Origin of the sequence: Bifidobacterium sp. ESL0800 (genome assembly GCF_029395355.1) — a bacterium.
Classification (GTDB): Bacteria; Actinomycetota; Actinomycetes; order Actinomycetales; family Bifidobacteriaceae; genus Bifidobacterium.
The window spans coordinates 1,821,827-1,835,356 of record NZ_CP113913.1; the positions used below are offsets into that span (position 1 = coordinate 1,821,827).

Sequence of the window (13,530 nt, forward strand, 5' to 3'; positions counted from 1 at the left end):
AAAACTTTGACCTTTTCGACACTATATTCTTAGCACGCACGAGGTAAGTCTCCGCCTCCCGGAAAACTCGTCCGGAATATGGCCATTATTGGGTTTCGTTACAAAAATGTCGATTAGGTCACCTTACAATCGAACAGGACTCGCCAAGCAATGGCTTTGGGTTCGCAACAGATGGCACCACAACCGCGGAGGAGCCGCGGAATGCCGACAGACCGAACAACCGGACGCTTGGTTTGAAGGAGGTCTGAATGGCTACAAGTACCAAAAACAACAAGCCAGCAAAAAATCAACCGATCACGCAGCCTGATGCCGCATTATTCACTTCCGGCGTCGGGACCAAAGGCCCCGAGGAACGTGATCTTCCCGAAACGCTGAAAGACGATCTGGCGCTCTGTCTTGAGATTCTGCGCACCGTGCTCGGGGAATACGACAAGAACCTGCTTTCCACATTCGACACCGTCCGCGGCTACGCCGTCAAGGCGAGCGCCGAGCACTATGCGGAAACCATCGGCAAGGAACAACCCAAGGAAGACAACCTCGAAAAGGCCGAAAAGGTCATCGACGCCCTGGACGTCCATCAGGCACAGCTGCTCGCACGCGCGCTCACCACGTATTTCCACCTGGCGAACCTCTGCGAGGAGAACTACCGCGTTTCGGTGCTGCACAAGCGCGAATCGAACGTCGCCGAGGACGCGGCGACCGATCCGGTCAACGAACTGACCGGCGCCTACCACCAGCTCATCAATGAAATGGGCCCGGCCAAAGCCAAGAAACTCCTGAACAAACTCGAGTTCCATCCTGTCTTCACCGCGCACCCCACCGAGGCCCGCCGCAAGGCCGTCGAGGGCAAGATCCGCAGAATCGCCACGCTTTTGAGCGCCGGCAAGCTGCTGGGCGGCTCCGACAAGAAGGAAAACTACCGTCGTCTGTATAACGAGATCGACGCGCTCTTCCGCACCTCTCCGATCGGCGCCAAGAAGCCGACACCGGTCGAGGAAGCCGATACCATCATCGATATTTTCGACAACACCTTGTTCGACACCATCCCGCAGGTCTATCGCCGCTTCGACGATTGGATCCTGGGCGACCAGGCCGGAATCTCGGAGCCGCAATGCCCCGCATTCTTCCATCCCGGTTCCTGGATCGGCACCGACCGCGACGGCAACCCGAACGTCACCGCCAAGGTCAGCCGCGCCGTGGCCCGCAAGTTCAGCGACCACGCCATCGAAGCGCTGGAAAAGGCGACCCGCACCGCCGGCACGAACCTGACGATGGAAGCCGTCACAACACCCCCGAGCGACGAACTCGTCAACCTCTGGAGCCACCAGAAGGAAATGAGCGAGCGCCTGACCGACAAGGCCGCCTCCACCTCCTCGCATGAGCTGCACCGCGCGGCCATGCTGGTCATGGCCGACCGTTTGCATTACACTGTGGTGCGTGATGCCGACCTGATGTACAAGAACTGCGACGACTTCATCGCCGACCTCAAGATCGTGCAACGTTCGCTGGCGGCCGCCGGTGACAAGCGCGCGGCTTACGGCCCGGTGCAGGACGTCATCTGGAAGGCACAGACCTTCGGATTCCATCTTGTGGAGACGGAGTTCCGCCAGCATTCGCTCGTTCATTCCCGCGCTCTGGAGGATATTCGCGAGCACGGCCTGCACGGCGAACGCGGCGAATTGCAGCCGATGACCCACGAGGTGCTTGACACCTTCCGCGCGCTCGGCGCCATCCAGAAGCGCAACGGCCAGAAGGCCGCCCGACGCTACATCATCTCGTTCACCAAGTCCGCGCAGAACATCCGCGACGTCTACGAGCTCAACCGCATGGCGTTCTCGAACCCCGAGGATGTGCCGACCATCGACGTCATCCCGCTGTTCGAGCAGCTCCAGGACTTGCAGAACTGCGTCGACGTGCTTGACGAAATGATCAAAATCCCCGAGGTACAGGCCCGCCTGAAGGCCACCGGCGGCAAGCTCGAGGTCATGCTCGGCTACTCGGATTCTTCCAAGGACGCCGGCCCCACCACCGCGACGCTCGCGCTGCATTCGGCGCAATGGCGCATTGCGGAATGGGCCAAGAAGCACGACATCGACCTGACGCTCTTCCACGGGCGCGGCGGCGCTGTCGGCCGCGGCGGCGGCCCTGCGAACCGTGCGGTTCTCGCGCAGCCGGCAGGTTCCGTCAACTGCCGGTTCAAACTCACCGAACAGGGCGAGAGCATTTTCGCCCGCTACGGCAACCAAGCGCTGGCCATTCGTCACGTCGAGTCCGTGGCGGCGGCAACGCTGCTGCAATCCGCTCCGAGCGTCGAGAAGACGACCACCGAGATGACCAAGAAGTACGCACCGATGACGCAGAAGCTCGACGAATCCGCGCACAAGCGCTTCCTCGACCTGCTCAATACGCCCGACTTCACGCCTTGGTTCTCCACGGTGACCCCGTTGACCGAAATCGGCCTGCTGCCGATCGGTTCCCGCCCGGCCAAGCGCGGCCTCGGCGCCAAGTCGCTCGATGACCTGCGTACGATTCCGTGGGTCTTCTCCTGGGCCCAGGCACGCATCAACCTGGCCGCCTGGTACGGCCTGGGAACCGCGTGCGAGGAATTCGGCGATTTGAAGACCCTGCGTGGCGCCTACAAGGAGCTGCCGATGTTCTCCACGTTCATCGACAACATCGAGATGTCACTGGCCAAGACCGACGAGCGCATCGCCAAGATGTACCTGGCGTTGGGCGACCGCGACGACCTGCGCGACAAGGTGCTGAACGAGATGGAGCTCACCCGCAAGTGGGTGCTCGCCATCGTCGGCGACGATTGGCCGCTGCAGCACCGCCACGTGCTCGGCCAGGCCGTGCGCGTGCGTTCGCCGTACGTCGACATCCTCTCCGTCATCCAGGTGCTTGCCCTGCGCAGCCAGCGCGAACTGCAGAAGAAGCAGGACGCCGCGGCCGCCAAGGCGAAGGCCAACGGCGAGACCCCAGCGAACGCCAGTGCCGTCGAGCCCAAGAAGACGGACAACGAGGAGCTGGCCCGCGACCAACAGCGCGGCGGCTTCACCTACCTCATCCTCTGCACGGTCTCCGGAGTCGCCGCCGGCCTGCAGAACACCGGCTGATTCTTAAGCCGATAAGCGGTAAAACGAAGCCTCGCCGGCAATCCTGATTTTCAAAGGATTTCAGCGAGGCTTCGTCGTACTTATCCAAAATTGCCGGATAGAAAGGCAATCCGCCTATTCTAAAGTGCGAAAACTAGCAAAATCAACATTTAGCATATTGAAAACAACTTGCTAAAGTACGAAAATGGTCAAAATCGCACTTTAGAGATGCTATATAAGACATCAAAACGATGATTTTCGGCAAAACGATATGTATGAAATATAAAAGATCCGCAACGCAGCCACGCAGATTCTCTATATTCTTATTCAGCAACAGATACGCACAAAAGTCACCAAATCCAAACCCAAAACGGCGGAAACCCGCCAATCCGCTTCTGCTATTTGGCGACCTTTGTGCTCATTGGCCCACTGACCCCGACACGTTTCACACCACCAGCTGATCGACGTCATCCAACGTCAGCAACCGGCCGAAACGGGTGTCGAAGGCTTGGTCGCCACCGTAGACGACAATGCGACGATCAGTCGTCAGCCCCATGGTTTCGCCGAGCTCATCGACCCGCGCGAACGCATGCAGATCGTAAGTGGCAGAGGCTTTGACCTCAACCAAATACTGGACTTCGCCGCCTTTTTCGATAACCAGGTCGACTTCCTTCTGATTGGTGTCACGCCAAAAATAAAAAGTCGGCTTTCGCCCGCGCACGTAGTATTCCTTCATGACTTCATTACTGACTGCATTCTCGAAAATCGGTCCACGATATTTGCTGAGCAGAAGCCTATCCGGCGAAATAATCCCCAGAAGATAAGCCACCAACCCTGTGTCATAAAAGTACAATTTAGGTGTCTTGACAAGCCGTTTGCCGTAATTTTTATAGTATGGATACATACGATACACGATGAAACTGGCCTCCAACACCGAAAGCCAGTCCTGCACCGTTTTCACATCGATTCCGCAGGCTTTCGCCAGCGACGCATAATTGATAAGCTCCCCAACCCGAATCGCGCATTGCACTAGAAAGTTTCGGAAGGCCGACAGTTTGCGAACACCGAGTTCTTCTCGAACGTCACGTTCAAGATAGGTGTCAATGTAGCTACGGAAATATTTCTCTGGATTCACCTCATTGGCAGTGTCATAAAGCCGAGGATATCCACCACGCCACATCCACTCATCCATCGTGCCAAGATCTTTGCCTGCCGCTTTGAGCTCACCGCGCGAGAACGGCATAAGGTGCAGCACCGCGACCCGACCGGCAAGAGACTGCGTAATGGATTTCATCAACAGAAAGCTTTGTGATCCGGAAAGGATGAATTGCCCCGGCTCCTGATGGCGCTCGTCCACAATTCCTTGAAGATACGAGAACAGGTCAGGCATACGCTGAGCCTCATCGAAGATGACATGTATACCATAACGAGCGAAAAATGTATCAGCGTCGGTCTGCAACAGTTCACGCATCCGAGGATTCTCCAACGAAACATATGCGTAATCGCTGAATACCTCGCGCAATAAAGTCGTTTTGCCGGTCTGCCTAGCACCAGTCAGTGAAACGATTGGAAACTGCCGAAACAGGTCATGCATTTCAGCAGTGATTTCCCTTGGTATCATTGGCCTCTCCTATCATTCCCTAACTTTGGGTAATAACGATACCATCCCCATTATTCCCTGATTAACATACACTCTACTCCCTGATTAACATAAAGTCTATTCCCGGATTAACATAAAATCTATTCCACAATAAACATAAGCTCTATTCCATGATTAACATAGGGTCTACTACCTAATTAACATAGGATCTACTCCGCAATCAACATAAAAAGACCTCCGCTGGGATGAACCGGGGAGGTCTTGAAAATGAGTTTGTGGCTTGCGCCTCACGCCGCGAAACCGTAAATATCTGATTTTGCCTTCGTACGCTTCGCGCTTTGCGCTTCACGCCTCGTTGATGAGATCGAGCATCTGGGGGACCGACTTCTTGCCGAACTCGACTTTTTGGGTGGTCGTGCCATCAGCGGCGGTCTTGTTGACGACGATGCAGGGCACGCTCATCGCCCCGTACTGCTTCTGCAGCTCGGGGAAGTGCGAGATGTCGTAAGCCTCGGCGCGCACTTTCGGATTGTCGGCGGCGATGCGCTGCGAGGAGAGCACTGTGGTCGGGCACATCGTGCAGGTCAGCGAGACGAGGACCATCACGTCGGTGGTGTCACCGTCCGCGCCCAATGCCTCGATGCGCCGCTGGGTGCCATCATCCACCTTCTGGCCCGGGCCGGCCGCGTTGTACAGCGCCAGCACGAACGAATTGAACTCGTGGCCGCTGGGGACGCCATGGAACGCCAGACCCGTAGGCTCCACGCCGCCGTCGGCTCCCACCTTGCACAGACGCACGCAGGGACGGGCCATCGGCATCATGGCAGCGGCATCGAACTTCGCGCGGCCTTCCGCGTCCTCTTCATCCTCGGTGTCAGCAGAATCCGGCGCGACAACGGCGGAAAGCTTGCCGCCGCTCAAGCCGACCAGCTCGTCGATGAAGCCCTTGAGCTCCTGCGAAAGCCTGGTCTTGTCGAGCGAAAGCTGAAGCACCAGCGGCTGGCTCATGCGGCCGAAGACCACATCGAGCTGCTTGCGGATGGCATCGTCGAAGAATCCGGAGGTCTTGGCGCGGCCGCCTTGAGCAGCAGCGCCGGCATCGGACGAGGCCGCAGACGAGGACGAGGAAACCGGAGCCGGGGAAGTGCCGGAATTGGCGGCTTTCCGAGCCTCTTCGGCCTCGCGCTTCTCATAATTCGAGCTGGTCGGGCGAGGCGGCACCAGGCCGGTCTTCTCGCTCAGGTCCTTGGCATAACGCTCAAGTTCCACGCCGGCAACGGCACCGTCGGAAACGGCGGTGACCACCTGACGCAGGTTCTTTTCGCGCAGGTCGCCGGCCGCGTACACTCCGGCCGCAGTGGTCTCAAGATAGCCGTGCGTAATCACGTAGCCGTATTCGTCGAGGTCGACGACGCCTTTCAGAATCTCGGTCTGCGGCACGTAACCGGCAAAGACGAACACACCGAAATTCTTGCTCTTGGTCGGCTTCCATTCATTGTCTTCGCCGGTTTTGCGGTCGTGGAACACGGCGCTTACCAGGCCGCCTTCGCCTGCCGAAACGGACTTCAGCTCGGTGTTGTAATGAATCTCGATATTGGGGTCGTTTTTGGCTTCGTTGGAGACGGAAGCATCGCAAGTGAAATCGTCACCACGCGCCAAAATCGTGACCTTGCTGGCATATTTGGTGAGGAACACGGATTCCTCGGCCGCCGAGAAACCGCCGCCGACGACGATGACCTCCTGGCCATTGAAGAACTCGCCATCGCAGGTGGCACAGTAGGAAACACCGCGGCCGGCATACTCGGCTTCGCCCTCGAACCCGATTTTACGAGGATTGGCACCCGTTGCGACCAAAATACCGAACGTTTTGAGGTCGCCGCGATTGGTGTGTACGGTTTTGATATCGCCTGCAACGTCAAGACCCGTCGCATCGGCCACCATGAACTCCGCACCAAAGTCCTCGGCCTGCTGGCGCATGGTTTCGGTCAACGCACGACCATCCGTGCGCGCAATGCCGGGGTAGTTCACCACTTCATTCGTGATGTTGATCTGGCCGCCGAAATCCTCCTTCTCGAGGATCATTACACGATATCGAGCACGAGCCAGATACAGGCCTGCGGTAAGCCCAGCCGGCCCGCCACCAATCACCACTACGTCGTACAAATCGTCTTGCTGCTTCATGTTGTCCTTTATATCGTATTCACTATTCGCAGGTCACCGGCCTTCTACGATACACCGCTTCGCCGCAGGCAGGCACCAACGTTGGGAGGCATTCACCACCAAACAACTTGCATAACGCCATAGACGTCATACAAAATCTTTAATTATCATTGTACAGGCCTTGACTTCCAAGGCTCACATTTCCTCAATCAAATCCAGGATTCCCGGAACCCCTTTCTTTCCGAACTCGATCTTTTGAGAGGTCGTGCCGTCAGGCTCGGTCTTGTTGACGACAATGCAGGGCACGCTCATCGCACCGTAATACTGTTGCAGGTCGCGGCAATGCGAGACCTCGTAGGCCTCGGCATGAACCCTGGGATTGCTGGAAGCGATGCGCTGCGTGGCCAGCACCGTCGGAGGGCAGACCGTGCACGTCAACGAGACCAGCACCATGATATCGACGCTGCCGCCGTCCGCGCACAACCGGTCGATACGCTTCTGCACATCGTCGTCGAGCACTTGCCCCGGACCGGCAACGTTGTAAAGGGACAGCACGAACGAGCTGAACTCGCGGCCGCTCGGCATGCCGTGGAACGCGATGCCCGTGGGCACCGGCTCGCCGCCATCGCCTACCGTGCAGACGCGCACGCAAGGCCGCACCATCGGCAGGTTCTCCTTGATGTCATACGCGACGTTGCCCTTTTCGTCCACCTCAACGCCGTCATCCGCAGGCGTGGAGGAGCGCACGGTCAACTTGCCGCCGCTCAGCTCCGCGAGCTCGGTGACGAATCCCAGGACCTGCGGGGAAAGCGGGGTCTCGTCCAGCGCGACCTTGAGCATCAGCGGCTTGGCCATCACACTGAAGACGACCTTGAGCTGCTGGCGGATCGTGCTGTCGAAGAAACCGGCGGTCTGCACGTCTTTGGTGACGTCGGAATCCTTGCGCTGCGGCTTGAACTCAGTGTTGGACTCGTAGGCCTGCTCGTGCCGTTCGTACTTGGAATTGGTCGGGCGAGGCGGCACCACGCCAAGCTTCTCGCTGACGTCCTTGGCGTACCGTTCGAGCTCCACGGCCGCGATGCCGCCGTCGGAAACGGCGGTGATCAGCTGGCGCAACGTCTTGCGGCGCAGGTCGCCGGCGGCGTAGACACCGGCAGCGGAAGTCTCAAGATATTGGTCGGTAATGACGTACCCTTCTTCATCAAGGTCGACCAACCCCTCAAGCAAGCCGGTCTGCGGCACGTAGCCAGCGAAGACGAACACGCCGAAATGCGGATTGCCCTCAGGCTTCCATTCGACGTCCTTGCCGGCCTTCCGATCAGTGAAGACCGCCGAAACGAGCCCGCCTCTGTCGGCGGAAACGCTTTTCATCGTCGTGTTGTAACGAACCTCGATCTTCGGGTTGCTCTTGGCCTCGTCCGAAATGGATGCATCGCAGGTGAAGTCGTCGCCGCGCACCAGAACAGTGACCTTCGTGGCGTATTTGGTAAGGAAAACGGACTCCTCGGCCGCAGTAAAGCCGCCGCCCACGACGATGACCTCCTGCCCGTTGAAGAACTCGCCGTCGCAGGTGGAGCAGTAGGAAATGCCATGGCCGGCAAATTCGGTCTCGCCTTTGAAGCCGACCTTGCGCGGTACGGCACCCGTTGCCAAAAGAATGCCAAAAGTTTTCAGATCTCCATGATCGGTGTGCACGATCTTGATATCGCCGTCGATATCTATTCCGGTGGCGTTCGCAGACATGAATTCCGCGCCGAAATCGGCAGCCTGCTGGTGCATGGTCTCAGCCAGTGCACGACCGTCGGTGGAAGCAATTCCGGGGTAGTTCACCACTTCGCTGAGAATGGTAATCTGGCCGCCGAAGTCCTCCTTCTCGAGGACAAGCACACGGTATCGCGCACGGGCCAGGTAGAGCCCTGCGGTAAGTCCTGCCGGGCCGCCGCCAATCACCACGACATCAAACAAATCATCTTGCTGCTTCATGATCCTCTTTATCAATCACTGCTTCGACTCCGCCAAAATCGCCAACAGCCGTGAGCCCCAGCCTGATCCTTTCGGATTCCGGCACGCAGGTTCACGGCTTGACTCTTTGACGATGAATGCTTCGCTTTAGAGCTGGCCGACGAGGTCGAGGCTCGGGGCGATGGTCTCGTCACCCGGCTCCCACTTCGCGGGGCAGACCTGATCGCCGTGCTCGTAGACGAACTGCGAGGCCTCGACGCGACGCAGAATCTCCTCGGCGTTGCGGCCGACGTTGGAGGAGATGACCTCGTAGGCCACGACCTTGCCCTCGGGGCTCAGGATGAAGTCACCGCGCTCGGCCTGGCCGTTGACCTCGTCATAGCTGTCGAGATCGCGCGAAAGCGTGTTGGTGGGGTCGGCGACCATCGGGAACTGGATCTTGGCGATCTTGTCGTTGGCCTCGTGCCAGGCCTTGTGCACGAACTCGGTGTCGTGGGAGACACCGTAGATCTCGCAGCCGGCCTTCTTGAACTCGTCGTAGTGATCGGCGAGATCCTCGAGCTCGGTGGGGCAGACGAAGCTGAAGTCGTTGGGGTAGAAGAAGATCAGGGACCAGTGGCCGAGCACGTCAGCCTTGGTGAGCTTGCTGAACTTGTTGTCCTGATAGATGTTGGCCGTGAAATCGGTCAACTCGTGCTGAAGCATGGTCATAGTTTGTACCCCTTTACCTCGAAATGCTATATGTCTACGCGACTTCGGCCTGTATAAGTTCCCGTTCCACGCTCTTTGCGAACGCCCGTAACCAATACCCAGCACCTTGCAAGAGCGCTTGTGGAACCGCCTATCGCTGCGACCATATTATCGTAACGCCGAAAACAGCAAGATCGGCAGTTCGCATGCGCCTGAAGGCACTTCTTTTCGTGAACCGATATAGACACTGGTTTATCCGTCAGTTTGTGCCGAATAAAGCGTTAATAACTAGTCGAATTACCCTCACTTGTCATAATAAAATTGCCGATTATGAACAATCATTTTGTGCGATTTTATATTAGATTGAGGCACGCCGGGAATCACTGCTCTCCCGACGCATCTCCTATGGTCTTATGAAACCGTTCAGAGCCGATCGGTCCGATTACGCTTACGCTTGCCCATCGAGATGAACGAGCCCATCGCAGCCGAAGCGAGCGCGACCACGGCGAGCGCGGAAACCGCCGCGCCCGTTTTGGCGAGCTTCCCGGGCTTTGAACCGTTGGCGGCCTGCGCTCCGGGAGCCTTCTGCTGGTTGCCGGCAGGTGTTGACGTCACCTTGGTCCACAGCGCGTCCAGCGTGATGTCGCCGGTGACCGGGGTGCTGAAGTCATAGAGCGTCTTGCCGTCACCGCCGTGCAGCGTCCAGCCGGCGAACTTGTAGCCCTCCCTGGTCGGGTCGGCGGGCTTGCTGGCCTCACCGTGACCGTCACCGACCCAGCTCAAATCCTGACCCGGCACCGATGTGCCGCCGTTCGAGTTGAATCCGACGTGCGCCTTGTGCTGCACCGGCAGCGGGGTCATCGGCGTGCCCGTGGTCTTGCCGCGGTGGATGCCCAGATTCTCGGTCTTGCTCCACTTGCCATCGCTGTGCTGGTCCTGCGTGGTGGCGGGCATGTCGAACGGAGCGCTGGTCCAGTTGCCATGCGAGTCGAACGAACCGCTCGCAGGGTCGAAATCGGGGCCGCTGACGGTGTTTTGGAAACCACCGGCCTGCGGGATACCGGAGTCGCCGGCCTCAATCCGCACGCGGTAACCGGTTCCGGCAGGCAGATTGCCGATCGTCCAATTGCCGTTTTCGTCGACGGTGGTGTGCGCGACCACGTGGCCGTTGCTGTCGAGGACCTCCACGCGCGTGCCCTTCTTCATGCGCGGCTCGTTGTGGCCGATGGCGCCATCCTTTTGCGTATCGAACCAGACGGTGCCCTTGAGCGTGCGCTGCGAGACGGTAAGTACCGGGGTGAGCACGGAAGGCACGGCCTGATCGCCGTAGTTCCACGTGGAGATGTAGTCGTACTTACGGCTTCCCGACCACGTGCCGACCTCGTAATGCTCGTTGGCGGGATGATGGTCACGCGTATAGTAGGCGATTTTCGTGCCGTTCGGCATGGTGTCGGTCAGTCCCGGGCCACCGTTGTCCGCGGTCTCATAGTGGAGCGCGGAGGAAGGCAGGATGGTGATGGTCGCGTGTGCACGGTGCCAGACGCCCGGCTCCGTGATGCCGTTCGCCGTCACGTCGTTGCCGTCCGTGTCATCGTCGGTATTGCGCAGGAAGTGAACCTCGCCGCCGATCTGATAGAACGCGCCGCGGTCGAACCGGGCGGTGCCGACAGAGAGCTTGTCAAGGAACCTGCAACCGCGGAACATGTCGCCCATGTTATCGACCGCCGGCGTGCTCCAGTGGCTCAGATCGAGCTCCTTCAAAACGCCATCGCCGATGAACATCGAGTACATCTCCGTGACGGCCGAGGTCTCCCAGTCGTCGAGACCTGTAAGCGTTTCAAGCTTCGGGCAGTCGGCGAACATACCACTCATATCGCCATACCTGTCCACCGAAGGGTTGGAGGAAGGCGGCAGGCTGTTGATCTTGAGGTGCCAGCCGGAAAGGTCCAGTGACGTGAGCTCATGGTCGCCATCGAACATGGCGTAGGTCTTGATGACCGCCGGCGTGTGCCACTTCTCGATGCCCGTGATGCTCGGAAGCTTGGGGCAGTTGCGGAACGTCCAGCTGAAGTTGGTGACCTTCTCCGTATTCCAACCGGACACATCGATGGCGGTGAGGTTGGTGTCGCTGTCGAACACGGCGCCCATGGTGGTCACGTTGGCCGTGTTCCAGTGCTTAACGCTGCTCAGATCGGTCAGCGTGCCGTCGTTTTCGAACATGCCGTCCAAGTTCCAGACGGTATGGGTGTCCCACTGCGACATGTCAGGGTTTTCAAGCTTCGAGCAATACTTGAACATGGTGTCCATCCGCTGGTCCATGCTCATATCCCAATCGCGCAGACCGCCGACGCCGGTGATTTTCGTGCAGCCTCTGAACATGCCGGCCGTGTTGAAGCCCATAGGCCAACCGGTCAGGTTGATGTTGGCCAGCTGAGTGTCACCCAAGTTGGTGGCGGCATCGTTGACCATGTTGAACATATAGCTCATGTTGTCGGCGCCGACGGTCAGATGCGAGGCCCACTTCGAAAGATCCATCGAGGTGAGCGAGGCGTCCTCCGAGAACATGTAGCTGGTGTCGCTGAGCTGGTCCGCGCTACCCGCGGGGGCATCCCTGAACCAGTCGCCGATGCCGTCGATGTTGGTAAGCTTGGTGTCGCCATCGAACATGTGCTGCATCTTCCGCGCCCAGTACGGGCGCCAACTGGTGGTATCCACCGTCTGAAGCTTGGGATCGTTGGCGAACATGGAACGCATATAGCCGGGGGACTCCACGTCGAGGTTCCTCACATCCGCGCTGACGAGATTGGGCATGTTGGCGAACATGTAGTCGAGGGTCGAGGCATTAAGCGTATAGACCTTATAGCCATTGGCATTGACGTCGACGACCACTTTCGTGATCTCGTCACTCTGGCCATACCAGGGCCAGAAGTCGTCGTGAGCGATCTGGTGGCCCTCGGAGTGATCGCCGTCATCGTTCGTGGCGATCTTTCCCCACTGGCCCGCCATGCCGTTATTGCCGATGTGCAGAACGCAGTCGGAACCCTCGGGAGTAATCTTCCAATACGTTCCTTTAAGATCGTCGTTATGGTTGGGGTGAGCGTCGCCGGCGGGACCTACGGGATTGTAGAACGTCGTTGGTCCGGCCTCCGTGCAAGTAGCTCTCGTCAAAGATCGTTTACTCGAGTTTGCCGCACCATCGTTTTTAGTCGTCGCCGCTGTCTGCGTGCTATGGCTGGCGTTACCCGTATTACCCGCGTCACCAACGTTGGCAGTGTTGCCGGTTCCGGCAGACGAACCGACTGTAGCGGCGTGCCCGGCACTGCTTGCTGCAGCAGACGGGCTTGCCGCATCAGACGAGCTTGCCGTATCAAGCTTCTTTGCGCTCGACTTGGCTTGCGAACCCTGCTTGCCCTGCGCACCTTGACTGGTTTTGCCGGCTTCACTTGCCGAGACAGACGAGCTCGGCTCGTCGGCGGCATAAGCCTTCGCGCTGGTCATCGGCGCAAGCGCCACGCACATGGAAACCGCGGACAACAGTGCCACCGCGGCCGCCGCGCCTCCGATCCTGTGCTTCAGGTTGCTGGCGATACCGTCCTCGCCTCGCCTCAATGACCTGTTGTCATACTTGCCATGCGGCCACGACTCACGCATGTCAATCCTCCATTCCATGGCAGCATTCCGCCGCCGTCATGACCGCATACCCCCGCTACTTCCAATACCGAAGGTACTTAAAGCGGCCACTTTCATATTGTTCAACCATACGGATGCAGAGCATCCCTGAGATGTCGACGCCGAAACGATTGACCGTATCGCCAATACGTCGTCGACACCGACGAATTGAGAAAATGAACGCAATTGCGTAAGCCGTCGCCCTAAACGGCAGCAGTGACTCACGATTGAATCGTCATACTTGCGTTGCGATTACGCGTCAGACACCAGTCATCGCGTCAAACGAGCATGGCGTTTTTATTGATGAAGCCGCCGATTTAAGGGGCCCATCTTCTTTATTCCCCCAAATTCGCC

The 13,530-nt window shown here is 58.4% G+C and carries 6 protein-coding genes; 1 reads left to right on the plus strand and 5 read right to left on the minus strand.

Annotated elements, in window-relative coordinates:
* Positions 1–248: 248 nt before the first annotated feature.
* The gene (locus tag OZX75_RS07040; protein ID WP_277145940.1) at positions 249–3,116 is read left to right on the plus strand and encodes a phosphoenolpyruvate carboxylase; all 2,868 of its coding nucleotides are present in this window, start codon (positions 249–251) and stop codon (positions 3,114–3,116) included.
* Between the two features lie 424 nt (positions 3,117–3,540).
* On the opposite strand, the gene OZX75_RS07045 is transcribed toward OZX75_RS07040, so the two are convergent.
* The 5 genes from OZX75_RS07045 to OZX75_RS07065 form a co-directional block, all read right to left on the minus strand.
* The gene (locus OZX75_RS07045) at positions 3,541–4,716 is read right to left on the minus strand and encodes an ATP-binding protein (protein ID WP_277145941.1); all 1,176 of its coding nucleotides are present in this window, start codon (positions 4,714–4,716) and stop codon (positions 3,541–3,543) included.
* Between the two features lie 324 nt (positions 4,717–5,040).
* Entirely contained in the window at positions 5,041–6,876 is a 1,836-nt protein-coding gene (locus OZX75_RS07050; RefSeq protein WP_277145942.1) for an FAD-dependent oxidoreductase, read from the minus strand.
* Between the two features lie 174 nt (positions 6,877–7,050).
* On the minus strand, positions 7,051–8,838 hold the full coding sequence (locus OZX75_RS07055) for an FAD-dependent oxidoreductase (protein ID WP_277145943.1): 1,788 nt from the start codon (positions 8,836–8,838) through the stop codon (positions 7,051–7,053).
* 126 nt (positions 8,839–8,964) lie between these two features.
* Positions 8,965–9,528 (minus strand): redoxin domain-containing protein, encoded by a 564-nt coding sequence (locus tag OZX75_RS07060; RefSeq protein ID WP_277145944.1) that lies wholly within the window; start codon positions 9,526–9,528, stop codon positions 8,965–8,967.
* Between the two features lie 402 nt (positions 9,529–9,930).
* On the minus strand, positions 9,931–13,158 hold the full coding sequence (locus OZX75_RS07065) for a BspA family leucine-rich repeat surface protein (RefSeq protein WP_277145945.1): 3,228 nt from the start codon (positions 13,156–13,158) through the stop codon (positions 9,931–9,933).
* Between the last annotated feature and the right edge of the window lie 372 nt (positions 13,159–13,530).